Source organism: Bradyrhizobium sp. SZCCHNR1015, from assembly GCF_032489875.1.
GTDB lineage: Bacteria > Pseudomonadota > Alphaproteobacteria > Rhizobiales > Xanthobacteraceae > Bradyrhizobium.
The window spans coordinates 23,729-41,474 of record NZ_JAUEYW010000011.1; the positions used below are offsets into that span (position 1 = coordinate 23,729).

Consider the following 17,746-nt stretch of genomic DNA (forward strand, 5'->3'; position numbering starts at 1 on the left):
GGTCCGAAGCGGTGCCGCGCGGACTTTACACCGCGCGGACGGCCTTGATCTCGGCCGACGTCTGTTCGGCCTCGTCGCGGGACGAGGCGTCGTCGGTCGGCTCCAAGGGACGGGCGGGATCGATGCTGGTCGCCGCGTCGGCGGAGCGCCGTCGACGCTTCGTCCTCTTCGCCTGCGCTTCCAGGAAGCAATCGAGCAGCGTCTGCTGCTTCGGAAGCGCATGCGACACAGAAGGCTGTTTGCCGCGAGCCATGTTAACCAAGGTAATTCAATATGGTTAACCAATCATTGCCATACTATGGCAGATAGACAACAGGTGTTGCCCTCACGCACGGTCAAGTTATGTAACTTTTTGCGGTTGTGACAACCGCCGATCGACAGGAGAGGCCTCATGCACGCGCGCAACATGAGGTTGTGACGGGCCGCACAGCCGCCGGCTGCAGCCTTCCGCCGCCTGGCGCTGCGAGGTTTCCGCGAATCACCGTTGTTTCGCCGGGATATGAGCGTTGATCATGTTCGAAACGCGTCGCTTCGTTCGATGTTCGAATTCGCCGCGTCTCGTCGCCGGTTGCGTCGCAGAAACAATCTGAGGTAGCATTCCCCGATCCCTCTGCTGATGGAGAAAGCCGTGCGTGTGGCCTTTGCGCTGGCCGGGCTGGGCGGCTTGAACGCCCATGGCGCCGGCTTCCTCGATACGGCCCGCGCCTGGGGCGTGACGCCGGATCTCGTCACCGCGACATCCGGCCAGATCCTGGTGCTGTCGGCGTGGCTTCAGGGTCTCGATCTGCGCAACGAGCTGATGTCCTCCGACCGCCACCGGGATCCGGCGTCGCAGTTGCGCACGGTGATGTTCGGCTATCCCGGGGTGTTCCGTCCCGCCTATGCCGAGGCGCTGGCGCGCCTCGTCTCCTGGCCGGATTGGCGCGACGGCCCGTTCAACGCCCTCGCCGACCGGCTGTGGCCGGCGCAGCAATATGTCCCGGTGCGCAGCGAGGCCGACTTCGCGCACGCGGCGGAGACGCTCAACGCCACGCCGATCGGCGTCGTGTTCAACACCTATGATCCCGAGACCGGCACCGGCTATCTCTACGGCAACGAGGCGGCGCGGGCGCTGCTGCCGTCGGAGAAGTCGGTTCCCAATGCTCATGCCGTCAAGGCGCGGCAATCGGCGGCGAAGCGCGACCTGCGCTACGCCTCCGAGGTGCTGGCCGAGCGCGCCATCCGCCCGATCACGCCGGAAGCGGTCAAGGCGGCGCTGTGGCTGTCGCTGTACGGCTTCACCAAGCTGCCGCAGGGACAGATGGACGGTGCCTATCACCGTGCCAGCATCATTTCCGAGCTGCACGGTTTCGACCGCGTCTTCGCCGTCCGCCCGCTCGCCCAGGGGTGGCAGGGCCAGGCGCCGGCCAATTGGTTCGAGGTGCAGGACTGGACCACCGAGATGTGGTTCTCGGTCGGCTACAAGGCCGAGGTCGATGCGCTCAAGCGCATCAACGACCTGATCGCGAGCGGCGCCATCACCGATCCCAAATACAAGACCGTGGAGCTGGTCGAGATCCAGCCGGAGACGCCGGCCGGCTATTTCAACTACTTCGTCGAGCGCGGCGAGGTGTATGAGAACGCGGTGGTGGCGACGGAGATGAAGTTCGCGGAGCTCGGGCTGGTGAAGCCGGGGACGTGAGCGGTCGGCATTCGGTCACGGCCGCCGCCGCGCGATGCGGTAGCGGCCGCGATGGCCGTGGTCAGCCTGCGGTGATGGCTCCCACAAGCGCTTCGTTGGTCATCGGCCTGCCGTGCAGATTCCAGGTGCCGTCGACGGCATGGACGCCGTTGGACCAGATCCGGTCCCTCGCCAGCGCCCCGCCGGAGAGGTCATGCAGAATGTCGGTGGCTTCGCCGAAGAACGCCGTCTGGATGTCGTGGCTGGCGAGCGCAAAGGACGGCGTCTTGGTCTCGATCCAGGCTCCGTCGACAGGCGTGCCACCGGCGAAGGTCTGGCCCTTCGGCAGGATGTTCAGATGGGCTGTGACGTTCGCCGTCATGATCCTGTTTCCCGCGAGACCATGATGTCTCAGGAACGCTTCCGTGATCCGCGCGACGGCGATCGGCGCCTTGTCGGCAGCGATGACGCCTTCGGTGAGTGTGAGACTGATCGGCATGAGTCCTCCTGTGCCCGCGCTATGGCGGTTGTCCGGGGAATGGCGGCCATTATATAACGACCGTGATGTATTGATAGAATAACGATCGTTATGAGTCAATCATGAAATAACGATCGCTATGAGAGGCGCCAGATGCGGTATCAGGCCGAACATAAGCTGGAAGCAAAGGCAAAACTGTTGGAGGCCGCAGGCCGCGGATTTCGCCGGCTCGGCTATGGCGGGATCGGCGTCGATGGTCTGGCCAAGGAGGCCGGGGTCACCTCCGGCGCATTCTACGGTCATTTCAAGTCGAAGGACGCCGCGTTCGAATCCGCCGCCTTGGCCGGACTCGAGGAACTCAGAGCCGGCATTGCAGCCCTTCAGGCGGAGCAGGGCGCCCGCTGGGCCGAGACGTTCGTCGCCTTCTATCTCGGTGAGCGCCTCACTTGCGCGCTGGATGCGAGCTGCGGCCTGCAGAGCCTGACCCCGGACGTCACGCGCGCCAGCGCGGCCATCAAGGCCAGCTACGGCGCGGCGCTCGAACGGGTCGCCCGGCAGATCGCGAAAGGGTTGCAGGGAAAGACCGACGAGGCGCGGCTGCAAAAGGCCTGGGCATTGATGGCGCTTCTCTCGGGCGGCGTGACCATGGCGCGCAGCGTCGCCTCACCCGAAGCCCGCGACGCCATCGCCGCCCATCTCAAGCAAGCCGCGCGCGGGCTGCTGTAGGGCAATTGCCGCGCGAGTACTCAGCTTCGCAAGTTGTGAGTTGCCGCTCGCCCAACAGCGGTGAGCCCCGCTCCCTGCAAGCGGCCCTCCAGGGCAGGGCTGTCGCATATGGAGATGCGGAGCTGTCCCAGCGAACTATCCTGCCGACTAGTTGCTCCGTCATGGCCGGGCTTGTCCCACGGCTGTCCGGTTCAGACAGACTGGACATGGTGCATGGCGTGGATTCTTCTGCGGTCTTGAGCATCGCCAAATGTTCGAGACACACCAGGAAGGTCCCGCCATGCCGCATCAGAATACAGTATTCCGAGACATTCTGAAGTTGGTCCCCTGGCATCGCTTCGAGGCGCTTGTGGACGAGCATGGCACGGACGCGCGGATTCGACGGCTTTCCACCAAAGACCAATTTGTGGCGCTGCTGTACGGTCAGCTTTCGGGGGCTTCCAGTCTGCGTGAGATTGTCACCGGGCTGTCGAGCCACACCGCGCGGCTTTATCACCTGGGTGGGGGCCCTGTCCGCCGCTCGACTTTCGCGGACGCCAATATGAATCGGCCTGCGGAGATGTTTGCCGCCCTGTTGGCCATCATGATGAAGCAGGCCCATCGCCGGTTACGCCGCAAGCTTGCCGAGACGACGTATTTGATTGATTCGACCAGCGTACGGCTGACAGAAGCCAGCGCTGGCTGGGCACGGTTCTCTACCGGTGTCTGCGGTGCCAAGGTGCATGTGATCTATGATGCCGACGCCGACCGGCCGATTTATGCGGCAATCAGCGGAGCCAACGTCAACGACAATACTGCAGCGCATCAGATGCCCATCGAGCCGGGAGCAACCTACGTCTTCGATCTCGGCTATTATGAATATGCTTGGTGGGCTCAACTGGACGCCGCCGGTTGTCGAATCGTGACCCGGTTCAAATCCAATACGCCGCTGCGGGTCGTGGAGGAGTTGCCTGTCATCGCGGATGGCAACATCCTCTCCGACCGCATCGGCTTCCTTCCACAACGCCAAGCCTACAGCCGCCGCAATCCAATGCAGACTGCGGTGCGCGAAGTGCGCGTCACCTTGGAAACGGGAAAGATCCTGCGCATCCTGTCGAACGACCTCGATGCCAGCGCTCAAGAGATCGCCGACCTCTATCGTCGCCGCTGGGCCATCGAGTTGTTCTTTCGTTGGGTCAAGCAGACCCTCAAGATCACCAGGTTCCTCGGGACTTCTGAGAACGCCGTTCGTATCCAGATCGCCGTTGCCCTGATCGCCTTCCTCTTGCTTCGCCTCGCGCAAGACCTTCAGAAGGCAATCCAAAGCCCCTTGGTCTTTGCCAGATTGGTCCGCACCAACCTCATGCATCGCCGCCCCATCGATCAATTGCTCACGGGGCCACCCCAACTTGCCAAAAACCCACAACAGTTGAGCCTCGCAATATGCGGAAGCTGAACCGGACAGCCGTGGCCTTGTGCCGGGCATCCACGTCTTTCAAGCTGACGCGAAGGACGACGCGGATGGCCGGGTCAAGCCCACGGCTGTCCGGTTCAGACAGACTGGACATGGTGCATGGCGTGGATTCTTCTGCGGTCTTGAGCATCGCCAAATGTTCGAGACACACCAGGAAGGTCCCGCCATGCCGCATCAGAATACAGTATTCCGAGACATTCTGAAGTTGGTCCCCTGGCATCGCTTCGAGGCGCTTGTGGACGAGCATGGCACGGACGCGCGGATTCGACGGCTTTCCACCAAAGACCAATTTGTGGCGCTGCTGTACGGTCAGCTTTCGGGGGCTTCCAGTCTGCGTGAGATTGTCACCGGGCTGTCGAGCCACACCGCGCGGCTTTATCACCTGGGTGGGGGCCCTGTCCGCCGCTCGACTTTCGCGGACGCCAATATGAATCGGCCTGCGGAGATGTTTGCCGCCCTGTTGGCCATCATGATGAAGCAGGCCCATCGCCGGTTACGCCGCAAGCTTGCCGAGACGACGTATTTGATTGATTCGACCAGCGTACGGCTGACAGAAGCCAGCGCTGGCTGGGCACGGTTCTCTACCGGTGTCTGCGGTGCCAAGGTGCATGTGATCTATGATGCCGACGCCGACCGGCCGATTTATGCGGCAATCAGCGGAGCCAACGTCAACGACAATACTGCAGCGCATCAGATGCCCATCGAGCCGGGAGCAACCTACGTCTTCGATCTCGGCTATTATGAATATGCTTGGTGGGCTCAACTGGACGCCGCCGGTTGTCGAATCGTGACCCGGTTCAAATCCAATACGCCGCTGCGGGTCGTGGAGGAGTTGCCTGTCATCGCGGATGGCAACATCCTCTCCGACCGCATCGGCTTCCTTCCACAACGCCAAGCCTACAGCCGCCGCAATCCAATGCAGACTGCGGTGCGCGAAGTGCGCGTCACCTTGGAAACGGGAAAGATCCTGCGCATCCTGTCGAACGACCTCGATGCCAGCGCTCAAGAGATCGCCGACCTCTATCGTCGCCGCTGGGCCATCGAGTTGTTCTTTCGTTGGGTCAAGCAGACCCTCAAGATCACCAGGTTCCTCGGGACTTCTGAGAACGCCGTTCGTATCCAGATCGCCGTTGCCCTGATCGCCTTCCTCTTGCTTCGCCTCGCGCAAGACCTTCAGAAGGCAATCCAAAGCCCCTTGGTCTTTGCCAGATTGGTCCGCACCAACCTCATGCATCGCCGCCCCATCGATCAATTGCTCACGGGGCCACCCCAACTTGCCAAAAACCCACAACAGTTGAGCCTCGCAATATGCGGAAGCTGAACCGGACAGCCGTGGGCTTGTCCCGGGCATCCACATCGTTCTCAGCATGCCGGACGACGTGGATGGCCGGGACAAGCCCGGCCATGATGAGGTGGAGAAAGACGCGCACACGTAAGCGCCACCCCCACCTGTGTCCCTACCGCCCTTGACCCCGGCCGCCGCCCGTGGTCAGTTCCGCGCCATGAGCACCCTTGTCCGCCCAGCCCGTCTCTGGTGGCGCACCTTGTAAAAGGTGGCCGGTGCGATTCATTTGACATTCGATCGCAGAGGGGCCGCCACGCAGCGGCGGCTTCCGGTTGGTCCTGTGTGGCGTTTCCTCGGCAAATTCCGTAAGAGGACGCCCAAGAGGACCCCATGAACAGGACCGTTTTCGCCCTTCCGGCCCGCAGCGACTACCGCACCTCCAGCGGGCTCGCGATCACGCGCGCCGTCGAGCAGTTTTCCGGCAATGCCAGCCGGCTCGACGACCTGATCGACCTGCTCGACCGCCGCCGCGGCGTGGTGCTGTCCTCGGGCACGACCGTGCCCGGCCGCTACGAGAGTTTTGACCTCGGCTTCGCCGACCCACCGCTGGTACTGGAAACCAAGGGCACCGACTTCACCCTGCAGGCGCTCAACCGCCGCGGCGAGGTGCTGATCGCGTTCCTGAAGGACACGTTGCGCGAGCCCTGCGTGGTCATTACTGCGGCTTCGCCGGCGCGGCTGGCCGGACACATCGTCCGCGGGCCTGCCCCGGTCGAGGAGGACCAACGCACCCGCCGCGCCAGCGTGATGTCGCTGGTGCGGGCGATGATCGCCGCGCTGTCCGCCAATGACGATCCGCTGCTCGGCCTGTTCGGCGCCTTCGCCTACGACCTCGTCTTCCAGATCGAGGACCTCGTGCAGAAGCGGCCGCGCGAAAAGGACCAGCGCGACATCGTGCTCTACGTGCCCGATCGCCTCCTGGCCTATGACCGCGCCACCGGCCGCGGCGTCGTGCTGTCTTATGATTTCTCCTGGAACGGCCAGTCGACATCAGGCCTGCCGCGCGACACCGACGCCAGCGTCTATCTGAAGGAGCCGCGCCAGGGCTTTGCCGACCACGCGCCGGGCGAGTACCAGGCCACGGTCGAGAAGGCCCGCGCCGCCTTTGCCCGCGGCGACCTGTTCGAGGCGGTGCCCGGCCAGTTGTTTGCCGAGCCGTGCGAGCGCTCGCCGGCGGAAGTGTTCCAGCGGCTCTGCCGGATCAACCCGTCGCCCTATGGCGCGCTGATGAATCTCGGCGACGGCGAGTTCCTGGTGTCGGCGTCGCCCGAGATGTTCGTCCGCTCCGACGGCCGCCGCGTCGAGACCTGCCCGATCTCCGGCACCATCGCGCGCGGCCGCGACGCCATCGGCGATGCCGAGCAGATCCGTCAGCTCCTGAACTCGGAGAAGGACGAGTTCGAGCTCAACATGTGCACCGACGTCGACCGCAACGACAAGGCGCGCATCTGCGTGCCCGGCACCATCAAGGTGCTGGCGCGCCGCCAGATCGAGACCTACTCGAAGCTGTTCCACACCGTCGACCACGTCGAGGGCATGCTGCGGCCGGGCTTCGACGCGCTCGACGCGTTCCTGACCCACGCCTGGGCCGTGACCGTCACCGGCGCGCCAAAGCTGTGGGCGATGCAGTTCGTCGAGGACAATGAGCGCTCGCCGCGGCGCTGGTACGCCGGCGCGATCGGCGCCGTGAATTTCGACGGCTCGATCAACACCGGCCTCACCATCCGCACCATCCGCATGAAGGACGGGCTCGCCGAGGTGCGCGTCGGCGCCACCTGTTTGTTCGATTCGGACCCCGCGGCCGAGGATCGCGAGTGCCAGGTCAAGGCGGCGGCGCTGTTCCAGGCGCTGCGCGGCGATCCGCCGAAGCCGCTGTCGTCGACGGCGCCGGACGCGACAGGCTCCGGCAAGAACGTGCTGCTGATCGATCATGACGACTCGTTCGTGCACATGCTGGCCGACTATTTCCGCCAGGTCGGCGCCAACGTCACGGTGGTGCGTTATGTCCATGCACTGAAGATGCTGGCCGAGCGCAGCTGGGATCTGATCGTGCTCTCGCCGGGGCCGGGCCGTCCCGAGGACTTCAAGATCTCGACCACCATCGATGCCGCGCTTCAAAAGAAGCTGCCGATCTTCGGCGTCTGTCTCGGCGTGCAGGCGATGGGAGAGTATTTCGGCGGCCAGCTCGGCCAGCTCGCCCAGCCGGCGCATGGAAGGCCCTCGCGGGTCCAGGTGCGCGGCGGCCGCCTGATGCAGGGGCTGCCGAATGAGATCGTGATCGGCCGCTATCACTCGCTGTTCGTCGAGCGCGACAGCATGCCCGAGGTGCTGACGGTGACGGCGGCAACCGAGGACGGCGTGGCGATGGCGATCGAGCACAAGACGCTGCCGGTCGGCGGCGTGCAGTTCCATCCGGAATCGCTGATGTCGCTCGGCGATGCCGTCGGTTTGCGGATCGTGGAGAATGCATTCCGGCTGAAGCAGCCGGCGTAACAGGTGGTCGCCGTCATCGCGAGGAGCGTAGCGACGAAGCGATCCAGAGTTGTTTTCGCGGCCCTGGATTGCTTCGCTTCGCTCGCAATGACGAATTCCTCGCGGTCACGGCAAAACAAGGTAGCGAGAGCACGATGACGTTCGATCTGGACATCAAGAACACGGTCCGCACCATTCCGGACTATCCGAAGCCCGGCATCCTGTTCCGGGACATCACGACGCTGTTGGCGGACGCGCGCGCGTTCCGCCGCGCGGTGGACGAGCTGGTGCATCCCTGGGCCGGATCGAAGATCGACAAGGTCGCCGGCATCGAGGCCCGCGGCTTCATCCTCGGCGGCGCGGTCGCGCATCAGCTCTCGGCCGGGTTCGTGCCGATCCGCAAGAAGGGCAAGCTGCCGCACAAGACGGTCAGCATGTCCTACGCGCTGGAATACGGCACCGACGAGATGGAGATGCATGTCGACGCGGTGCAGCCCGGCGAGCGCGTGATCCTGGTCGACGATCTCATCGCCACCGGCGGCACGGCCGAGGGCGCGGTGAAGCTGCTGCGCCAGATCGGCGCGACCGTGGTGGCGGCCTGCTTCATCATCGACCTGCCGGATCTCGGCGGCGCCGCCAAGCTGCGCGCGCTCGACGTGCCCGTGCGCACGCTGATCTCGTTCGAAGGGCACTGAAACGCGCGCGGCGGCGTCAGGACCGCTGCATCAGGAGCTCGTTCTCGATCTCGCGCAGCGCATAATAGTTGCGCCGGATCCATTGATAGAGCTCGGTGGAGGGGTCCTTCTCCTGGCGCAGATAGCCGGTGAAGGAGAACGAGAAGCGCTCGATGTAGGTTCGGAGGAAGGCGGGCAGGGCGGCAATGCGCAGATGCTTGCTGCGGCTGTAGAGGTCGGGGAGCTCCTCGCGCAGCACGTGGTCGTTCTCGACCACGATCAGCTGTGCCTTCGGGATCTGCCGCCGCAGGGCGTCATAGGCGCGCATCGAGACGCGGTCGCCCTCGGCGCAGTACAGCACGATCGGGACCACGTTCCGCCGTGCGGCCTCCTTCAAAAAGCCGATCTGTTCGGACATTTTGAAGAACTCGTCGAACGAGTAGTAGCCGAGGTCGATCACCTTGGGGATACCGTCGTTGAGGATCACCCGGTCCATCAATTGGATCTTGCCGTAGGTGTCCTCGATCGTCGCGGTTTCCGTGATCTGCGGCAGGAAGTCGAGCAGCGACGGCTCGCGCAGGGTGACGTCGAAGGCGAGCACCTGGCCGTTCTTGAGCAGCAGGAACTCGCTCAGGACCCGCGCAAGCAGCGTCTTCCCGGATTGCGGCCGGGGCGAGCAGACGATGTAGACGGGCGTCGCGGGCATCCGACCTATATCAGGTCAAATGCGGTTGCGATAAAGTCCCATCAGTCACGGGAATGCTATTTTTCCCCGGCCGGCCGCGGCGCCGCCGCCTTGGTCGAGCCGACGATGTCGGTCAGCTTGATCCGGTCGTACTCGCTCCAGACATTGGCGAGCCAATGCCGGACATAGCCGCGCAGCACGAAGGAGTAGTTGGCGGCCTCGTCGCGCGGCCCCTTGTTGGCGACGAATTTGAGGAACGGCACCGACGCCACCTCGACCTGCTCGAACGCCATCTCGTTGAGCTTGGGGATGGTCAGCTCGGTCGCGTCCTTGATGCGGTGGAAGTAGGAATTATAGGTCGACTGGTCCCACTCGAAGAAGCTGGTGTTGTTGATGAAGTTCTTCACCAGGAAATATTTCGCCCCGATCATGTAGCTCGCGGTCTCGGCGATCTCGTCGAGCGAGGCGATCGACGAGCCCAGGATGTGGAACACCGCGAAGGTGATCTGGCCGGAGCGGGCGGCGTCGAGGAAGCCGATGTCGCGCAAGGCGGCCAGTGTCGGCGACATCAGGCCGGCGCGGACGTCGATCACGGTCACTGACGGCGCCACCGCGCTCAATGTGTCGAAGATCTTCATCTGGTCCGGCGTCGAGTTCATGTCGACGATCTCGGTGATCTCGGGGTGGAAGCGCTTCAGGGTGCCGCGCGGATGCTCGGTGTCGAACGCCCGGGTGGGGACGTTGTTGGCGCTGAAATAATCGAGCAACGTCCGCGACACCGTGGTCTTGCCGACCCCGCCCTTGTCCGCGCCCACCACAACCACTGCCGGTTTCGCCATGGAAAGTCCTTCAGCCCTGAGGCCGGCCAGGGGGCCGGCGCATTGCATTCTGCTTTGGGCGCGAACATGGCAGAAACGCTGGAGAATTCAAATTCATTGCAGCACGGGACCGGGGAAATTTGCGCCTTCGCCGCCGCGGGCCGGAGCAATCGGAGGCATTCCGGCCAAACGTTCGTGCCGGCGCGGAAGCACTTGCAAGCGAGTGGCAGCACGATTGCCCGTCGCACGGCATTCGCCCCCGATTCCGCTGCGAAGGAGGGGTCTAGTGCCGGCCCCAGGGACCGGTTGCGGGTGTGCTCCAAGGTCCCTCGGGAGCGGCTTGTCCCTGGCCGGATGGCGTAGGCGGGCCATCGGCCTGGCCCCAGGGACCGCCGGACGGCAGCGGTGGCGGAGCGTCGCTTTCGGTCGCGTTGGCGCCGGTGTCGTCCGGCTGTGCCTCGTCCGTGGGCAGCGCCAGCGGGCCCGGATCGTGGCCGCCGGCGAACTTGATCAGCGCCTGGACCCGGGCATCGACGGAAGGGTGGGTGGCGAACAGGTCGGCAAAGCCCTCGCGCGGATTGTCGACGCACAACTCCATGACGGCGGAGGTGGCACCGGGCAGCTCGCCGCGCCCTTCGATCTTGCGCAGAGCGCTGATCATGGCGTCCGGATTCTTGGTCAACTCGACCGACCCGGCATCGGCGAGGTATTCGCGGGTGCGCGACAGCGCCAGCTTGACCACCTGGGACAACAGCCAGGCCACCACGATCAGCACGACCGCGATGATCACGACGATGATGGCCCCTCCGCCGGAGCCCTTGCGGTCGGAGTCGGACGAGGAGGAGGACGACGACGAGCGGCCCCAGCCGCCGCCCCAGCTCATATTGGTGAACAGGCGGAAGAACAATTCGCCGAAGAAGCCGACGACGCCGGCGATGATGACGGCCACGACCATCAGCTGCACGTCGCCGTTGCGGATATGGGTGAGCTCGTGACCCAGCACCGCCTCGATCTCCTTGTCATCGAGCGCAGCGAGCAGGCCGGTCGTGACGGTGACGGCGTATTGCCGCTGATTGAGGCCGGTGGCGAAGGCATTCAGCGCTGGGCTGTCCATGATCTTCAGCTTCGGCATGGTGATGCCGCGCGAGATGCAGAGATTCTCGAGCAGATTGTACAGCCGCGGCTGCTCCTGACGCGTGACCGCGGTCCCGCCGGTGACGGCGTCGATCATCGTCTGGTGGAAGAAATAGGCGATCACGATCCAGGCCGCCGCGCCCAGCGTGGCCCAGGGCAGCGCCTTGATCAGGTCGCGGGTGGCAGCGTTCATGTAATAGGCGACGCTGCCATTGCCGTTGATCATGACCTCCGCGATCAGCGCACCGGCGAACACCAGCACATAGATCAGCAGGAACAGGCCGCCGAGCAGCAGCACCGAACGGGTCTTGTTCGATGCGATGTGGGTGTAGAGACCGTAGGCGGCCATGGCGTCGGACCCTTCAGCGCGGAAGGCGCGGGATCAGAACTTGACGCTCGGCGCGGCCTCGACGTCGGCCCGGCTGGCGCCGAGATCGAAGAACTCCTTGCGGGTGAAGCCGAAGGTGCCGGCGAACAGTGCGGCGGGCATCTGCTGGATGCCGGTATTGTATTCCTGCACAGCGTTGTTGAAGAAGCGGCGGCTGGCGGCGATCTTGTTCTCGATGTCGGACAGCTCGCTGGCGAGCTGCTGGAAGTTCGCATTGGCCTTCAGATCCGGATAGGCCTCGGACAGCGCGATCAGCCGGCCGAGCGCACCGGAGAGCTGGCCTTCGGCCGCCGAGACCTGGGCCGGTCCCTGCGCCGACATGGCCGCATTGCGGGCCTTGATCACCTCATCCAGCGTACCGCGCTCATGCGCGGCATAGCCCTTCACGGTCTCGACCAGGTTCGGGATCAGATCGTGGCGCTGCTTGAGCTGGACGTCGATGTCGGCAAAGGCCTGGCCGACCCGCTGGCTGAGGGCGACCAGCCGGTTGTAGGCGCCAAGGGCGAACAGCACGAGAATGACGATGATGCCGAGGACGATCCAGCCGGACATGACGGGCTCCGAGGGAGGGGGCGGGAGAACGAGGCGGCCGACACGCGACGGCGCCGCCGGTCCGCAGGTGGACCGGCGTGCATTGGTCGCATCAGGGTGGATGCCCGTTCAAGTCGCTTGAACCTGACCGCTCCGTTCGATGGACGCCCAAGCGGCCGAATTGGCACCGGAGGCAACGACGCGCAAGGCTCAATAGGGACGGGCGACCCGCCATTGCTGCGTGGGGTCGTTGCCCTTGATATCGCCGGGGGCGCTGTCGAGCTGCGAGGTGTAGAGCGGCCGGTAGCGGTAGGCCCACATCTTCTTGCCGTCGCTGCGGGTGATGACGGTGAAGTCGCCGGTCGCGACCGCGTTGTCGGGCGCCGCCAGCGGGGGGCGCTTCTGGGCACAGTCGCCGTCGCAGGTCGATTTGTTCCCGGTCGTGTCGCGCTCGGTATAGTACAGCGTCATGCCTTTCGGGTCCGTCAGAACCGGCCCGTTCTTGCCGATGATCGCCCTGGCCGGCGGGCCTTCCTGCTTGGGAGCCGGCGGCGGCGCCGAGGACTCGCCGCCATGGCCGCCCGCGAAGGCGGTTCCTGCCGAAGCCAGCAGCATCGCAGCGATCGTCATCGTCCTGAACATCGAAATGCATTCCCTTGTGAGCAGCGCATGTCAGCGCCCGTTGCAGCTCACCGTAGCAAACGCGGATTTCTCGCCGGTTTCGCGAAATCGCGAAAATGAGAGACAAACTCGACCTGTCGTTAACCATCGGCGGCCGGGCAGGTATTTAGCGGCGCGGCGGCGGCTCCACGCCGTCGCCCCAGTTCCACCGGCGGGCGGCGGCGAAGGCGGGCTTGTCGCGGCGGGGAACGCTGATGACCCCGGCGGCACCATCCGCCTGACACAGCTTCGCGGTTGTCGCGACCTTGGTGACCGACGGCGGCGCGAGCACGCGTGCGGCGGGCCGATGCGTTGCAGGCTTGCGGGTGAGGGCAATGAAGCTGAACTTCTCGTCCTCGAACGGGACGTCAGCTCCTTTCAGTTCGCGATGCGCCCGCGACCGCGCCAGCCGCTGCGCGAAGTGGCACCAGTCCGGTGCGACCAGCGGGCAGGGGGCTGCGTGCGGGCAGGGCGCCGCGACATGAGCCCCGGCCGCGATCAGGCGGTCGCGCGCCGCGATGATGCGCTGATAGCCGGCGGGCGTGCCGGGCTCGACAATCAGCAGCGTATCGCCGGTCCTGGCCCACAGCGCATCGACGGTCGCAGAGCGCTCGGCGTCCGTCAGTTCGCCGATCATGTAGCTGGCGATGACGAGATCGGCACTTCCGGCACGATCGAGCAGCGCTCGCGCCGGTCCCAGCGCATAGGAGAGGTCGCGCAGGCGCATCGTGTCGTCAGCGAGCGTCAGCGCCAGCCCGCGCAACACTGCATTGGAATCGACGGCGTTGAACGAGGTCAGCGGCGGAAACGCTTCCGCCGCAGCAAAGCTCGCGGTCGCCGGCCCGGCACCGACGTCCAGCAGCGAGGCCGGTGCGAAGTCCGGGCAGGCCTGCATCACGGCGTTCAGGCTGGCTGCGACGGCCGCATAGGTCGCCGGCATCCGCACGGTGGCATAGGCGATGGCGTCGGCGTCGCTCGTGATCGTTCCGGAATTGCCGCCGCTGCGATAGGCGGCCGAGATGCGGGCCGCTCGGGCGGCTGCATCCTGCCGCGACTGCCCGTGCAGCCTGGCTTCGAGGGACGCCTTCAGCGCGGCGGGCAGATCGGGAGAGATCATCGGTCCTCTCCACGCGTCAGTCCGGGCGCCGCTGACGCGGCGATCCGGAATGACGGAGCACGGTCACGCCACCTGCTGGTCGAGGATCTTCACGGCCTCGTCGAGCGCGACCGAGACGAGCTGCGACACGCCGCGCTCGGCCATGGTGACGCCGAACAGCCGGTTCATGCGCGCCATGGTGATCGGGTTGTGGGTGATGATGATGAAGCGGGTCTCGGTCGAGCCCTTCATCTCGTGCAGCAGGTTGCAGAAGCGTTCGACGTTGTGGTCGTCGAGCGGCGCGTCGACCTCGTCCAGCACGCAGATCGGCGAGGGGTTGGTCAGGAACACCGCGAAGATCAGCGCCATCGCCGTCAGCGCCTGCTCGCCGCCCGACAAGAGCGACAGCGTCTGCGGCTTCTTGCCCGGCGGCTTGGCGATGATCTCGAGGCCGGCCTCGAGCGGATCGTCGCTCTCGATCAGGTGCAGCGCCGCCTCGCCGCCGCCGAACAGCTCGGTGAAGAGACGCTTGAAGTGGTCGTTGACGGTCTCGAACGAAGACTGCAGGCGCTCGCGCGCCTCCTTGTTCAGGCTCTGGATGCCCTGGCGCAGCCGCTTGATGGCCTCGACCAGGTCGTCGCGCTCGGTGGTCAGCGCGGTGTGCGAGCCCTCGACCTCGGTGAGCTCCTCCTCGGCACGCAGGTTGACGGCGCCGAGCCGCTCGCGGTCGCGGCGCAGCTTCTCCAGGGTCTCTTCGATCTCGTGCAGCGGCGGCAGTTGCGTGTCCGGACCGATCTCGGCCATCGCCGCGACGGCCTGCGGCTCGCATTCGAGCATGTCGTGGATCTCGCGCTCGACGTCGCCGATGCGGCGCTTGGCGCTCTCCAGCCGCTCCTCGGCGCGCGCAGCCGCCTCGCGCGACTTCGACAACGCTTCCAGCGACGCCTTGGCGGCGCGGTCGGTGTCGCCCATCGCGGTCTCGGCCTCGGCCAGCGCGTCGGCCGCGACCTGGCGCTCCTCCTCGGCAATCGCAAGCTCGTCGATCAGCGCGCTGCGCTTCTCGGCAAAGATCTCCGGCGCGTTGTCGAGCTCGGCGCGCTCGTCCCGGACCTCGGCGATGCGCGCCTCGATGGTGGCGATCTGCGAGCCGGCGCCGCGGATGCGGTTGAACCAGTCGTTGCGCTCGCTGATGATCGCCTGCACGCGGCGATCGGCGAGCTCGGCCTCGCGGGCCAGCGCCTGGGCCTCGGCGCGCACCTGCGCGGCGGCGCGGCGCTTGGTCTCGATCTCGGCGCGCACGGCGGCCAGCCGGCCGTCGGCCTCGGTGGTCGCCGGCAGCTCCTCGATCGCCTCCAGCGCATTCTGGTGCAGCTCGGCGATCTCGGCGCGGTCGTGGGCGAGACGCGTGGACGCCTCGACCAGCGCCGATTTGCGCGCCGAATGGCGGTTGATTTCGCGCTCGGCGTTGGCGTGGCGCTCGCGCGCGGAGTTCACCTCGCGCTGGGCGGCGCGCCAGGCTTCGCGTGCGGCGCTCTCGGCTGATGTCGCGGCCCTGACCTCGGCCTCGGCGCTCTCCAGCGCCTGGCGCTTGTTCGTGGCATCGATGCGCGCCTGCTCCAGCTCGGCCTCGATGTCGATCAGGCGGGCGCGCTCGGCAAGCCGGCGGGCCGCGCCGGTCGGCGCATGCGCGGCGGCGATGAAGCCGTCCCAGCGCCAGACGTCGCCTTCCGGCGACACCAGCCGCTGGCCTGTCCGCAGCTGCGATACCAGCTGGGCGCCGCGATCGCGCGACACCACGCCGATCTGGGCGAGACGGCGCGACAGCTCCGGCGGCGCCTGCACATAGGCCGCGAGCGGCTCGACGCCGTCCGGCAGCGCGGGGTCGGTGACCTCGGCGCCGGCGACGGTCCAGTGCATCGGCGCGGACGCATCGACCGGGGCGTCGAGATCGTCGCCGAGCACGGCGCCTAGCGCCTTCTCAAAGCCCTTGGCAACGGTGACGCCGTCGATGATCGGCGGCCACAGATTCTTGGTCTCGCTGTTGACCATCTTGGAGATGGTGCGCGCCTCGGTCTCAAGCCGCTGCACGCGTTTCTCGGCTTCGGCGAGCGGGGCGCGCGAGGCTTCGAGCTTCTGCCGCGCATTGGCCTGCGCGGACTCGTTGGTCTGCACAGCGGCCTCGGCCTGCGCCTCGGATTCCTCGGCCGCTTCGAGCGAAGCGGCGAGCGTGTCGAGATCGCCGAGATGGGCGGTCTCCTGCGCCAGACGCTCCTCGTCGGCGCGGACATTGGCGATGTCCTGGTCGAGCCTGGCGAGACGGTCGCGATGGCTGCGGACGTTGGCCTCGAGCTGGTTGCGGCGGGCGGTGAGATCGGCGAGCTGCGTCGTCAGCTCGGTGAACTGGCGCTCGGTCTCGGCCAGATCAGCCTCGGCTTCGGCGACGCGCTCGTCGACGCCGCTGCGCATCTCGACGCGCGCCTTGATCTCTTCCTTCAGCTCCGCGTCTTCAGTCTCCAGGCGCTGCAGCGCGACCTGCGCATCCTGGTTCTGCTGCTGCTCGCGCGCAACGTCGGCGGTGAGCTGCATCAGGCGGCGGTCGAGCTCGCCGACGCGCTCCTTGGCGCGCACCTCCTCGCGGTCGAGCAGATCGCGGGCGTTCTTCAGCCGCTGCATCGTCGCGGCGGCGCGGGCCTCGGCCTCGCGCAGCGCCGGCAGATGCGACGAGCGGATGGCCTGGATGCGGGCGGATTCGGCCTGCTCGCGGGTCCGCTCCGCCATCTCGCGCACGGCGACATCGTGCACATGCGCGGCGTCGTTGAGATCGGCATGCGCGCCCATCCAGCGCAGATGATACAGCGTGGCTTCGGCCTTGCGGACCTTGGCCGCGACCTCGCGATAGCGGATCGCCTGCCGCGCCTGCTTGCGCAGGCCTTCCATCTGGCCGGAGAGCTGGCCGATGACGTCCTCGACGCGCAGCAGATTCGTCTCGGCCGCCTTCAGCCGCAGCTCGGCCTCGTGGCGGCGCGCATGCAGGCCGGCGACGCCGGCGGCGTCTTCCAGCACGCGGCGGCGCTGCTCGGGTTTCGCTTGAATGATTTCGCCGATCTTGCCCTGGTGGACGAGGGCCGGCGAGCGAGCGCCTGTGGCGGCGTCGGCGAACAGGATCTGCACGTCGCGGGCGCGCACGTCGCGGCCGTTGATGCGATACACCGAGCCGGCCTCGCGCTCGATGCGGCGCGAGATCTCGAGAATGTCGCGGTCGTTCACGGCGGCGGGCGCGGTGCGATCGCTGTTGTCGATCGTCATCACCACTTCGGCGTGGTTGCGCGAGGGCCGCGTGTTCGAGCCGGAGAAGATCACGGCGTCCATGTCGGCCGCGCGCAGCGATTTGTGCGAGGTCTCGCCCATCGCCCAGCGCAGCGCCTCGACCAGATTCGACTTGCCGCAGCCGTTCGGACCGACGACGCCGGTGAGACCGGGTTCGATCACGAAGTCAGTCGGTTCGACGAACGTCTTGAAACCGTGAAGACGAAGACGCGTGAGTTTCATGCACAGATTCTCTGTTGGCGGGAGACGAATCTCCCAACCCCGACAATACCATGGAAGGCAATGTCAATGTGGACTGA

General features: G+C 66.0%; 15 protein-coding genes. 6 read left to right on the top strand and 9 right to left on the bottom strand.

Annotated elements, in window-relative coordinates; genetic code table 11:
* Window positions 1-25: 25 nt before the first annotated feature.
* Window positions 26-229, bottom strand: coding sequence for a hypothetical protein (locus tag QX128_RS19170; protein ID WP_315802786.1), 204 nt, complete (start codon window positions 227-229; stop codon window positions 26-28).
* Window positions 230-628: 399 nt separating this feature from the next.
* On the opposite strand from QX128_RS19170, the gene QX128_RS19175 reads away from it, so the two are divergent.
* Window positions 629-1,681, top strand: a complete 1,053-nt coding sequence (locus QX128_RS19175) for a hypothetical protein (RefSeq protein ID WP_316238227.1) — start codon at window positions 629-631, stop codon at window positions 1,679-1,681.
* Window positions 1,682-1,742: 61 nt separating this feature from the next.
* Here QX128_RS19175 and QX128_RS19180 read toward each other — a convergent pair whose 3' ends face one another.
* Window positions 1,743-2,159, bottom strand: a complete 417-nt coding sequence (locus QX128_RS19180) for a 4-oxalocrotonate tautomerase (protein ID WP_316238228.1) — start codon at window positions 2,157-2,159, stop codon at window positions 1,743-1,745.
* 132 nt (window positions 2,160-2,291) lie between these two features.
* Here QX128_RS19180 and QX128_RS19185 point away from each other — a divergent pair, with 132 nt between their 5' ends.
* The 5 genes from QX128_RS19185 (at window position 2,292) to QX128_RS19205 (ending at window position 8,829) form a co-directional block, all read left to right on the top strand.
* A complete protein-coding gene (locus tag QX128_RS19185; RefSeq protein WP_315802789.1) occupies window positions 2,292-2,864 on the top strand; it encodes a TetR/AcrR family transcriptional regulator in 573 nt (190 codons plus the stop codon).
* Between the two features lie 280 nt (window positions 2,865-3,144).
* Complete coding sequence (locus tag QX128_RS19190) at window positions 3,145-4,299, top strand: IS4 family transposase (protein ID WP_315800429.1); 1,155 nt, start codon at window positions 3,145-3,147, stop codon at window positions 4,297-4,299.
* Window positions 4,300-4,483: 184 nt separating this feature from the next.
* Window positions 4,484-5,638 (top strand): IS4 family transposase, encoded by a 1,155-nt coding sequence (locus tag QX128_RS19195; protein ID WP_315800429.1) that lies wholly within the window; start codon window positions 4,484-4,486, stop codon window positions 5,636-5,638.
* A gap of 354 nt (window positions 5,639-5,992) precedes the next feature.
* The gene (locus QX128_RS19200) at window positions 5,993-8,155 is read left to right on the top strand and encodes an anthranilate synthase component I (protein WP_315802790.1); all 2,163 of its coding nucleotides are present in this window, start codon (window positions 5,993-5,995) and stop codon (window positions 8,153-8,155) included.
* A 134-nt stretch (window positions 8,156-8,289) separates the two neighbouring features.
* On the top strand, window positions 8,290-8,829 hold the full coding sequence (locus tag QX128_RS19205; protein WP_315802791.1) for an adenine phosphoribosyltransferase: 540 nt from the start codon (window positions 8,290-8,292) through the stop codon (window positions 8,827-8,829).
* A 16-nt stretch (window positions 8,830-8,845) separates the two neighbouring features.
* Here the strand turns inward: QX128_RS19205 and QX128_RS19210 are convergent, their stop codons facing one another.
* The 7 genes from QX128_RS19210 to smc form a co-directional block, all read right to left on the bottom strand.
* Complete coding sequence (locus tag QX128_RS19210) at window positions 8,846-9,514, bottom strand: hypothetical protein (protein ID WP_315802792.1); 669 nt, start codon at window positions 9,512-9,514, stop codon at window positions 8,846-8,848.
* Between the two features lie 56 nt (window positions 9,515-9,570).
* Window positions 9,571-10,332, bottom strand: a complete 762-nt coding sequence (locus QX128_RS19215; protein ID WP_009025709.1) for a hypothetical protein — start codon at window positions 10,330-10,332, stop codon at window positions 9,571-9,573.
* Between the two features lie 262 nt (window positions 10,333-10,594).
* Window positions 10,595-11,794 carry a M48 family metalloprotease gene (locus QX128_RS19220; protein WP_315802793.1) on the bottom strand — a complete coding sequence of 400 codons (1,200 nt, stop codon included), beginning with the start codon at window positions 11,792-11,794 and terminating at the stop codon, window positions 10,595-10,597.
* Between the two features lie 33 nt (window positions 11,795-11,827).
* Window positions 11,828-12,385 carry a LemA family protein gene (locus tag QX128_RS19225; protein WP_315802794.1) on the bottom strand — a complete coding sequence of 186 codons (558 nt, stop codon included), beginning with the start codon at window positions 12,383-12,385 and terminating at the stop codon, window positions 11,828-11,830.
* Window positions 12,386-12,574: 189 nt separating this feature from the next.
* Window positions 12,575-13,006 (bottom strand): hypothetical protein, encoded by a 432-nt coding sequence (locus QX128_RS19230; RefSeq protein WP_316178160.1) that lies wholly within the window; start codon window positions 13,004-13,006, stop codon window positions 12,575-12,577.
* Between the two features lie 145 nt (window positions 13,007-13,151).
* Window positions 13,152-14,141, bottom strand: coding sequence for a small ribosomal subunit Rsm22 family protein (locus QX128_RS19235; RefSeq protein ID WP_316238229.1), 990 nt, complete (start codon window positions 14,139-14,141; stop codon window positions 13,152-13,154).
* 63 nt (window positions 14,142-14,204) lie between these two features.
* Window positions 14,205-17,669, bottom strand: a complete 3,465-nt coding sequence (gene smc / locus QX128_RS19240) for a chromosome segregation protein SMC (RefSeq protein ID WP_316238230.1) — start codon at window positions 17,667-17,669, stop codon at window positions 14,205-14,207.
* Between the last annotated feature and the right edge of the window lie 77 nt (window positions 17,670-17,746).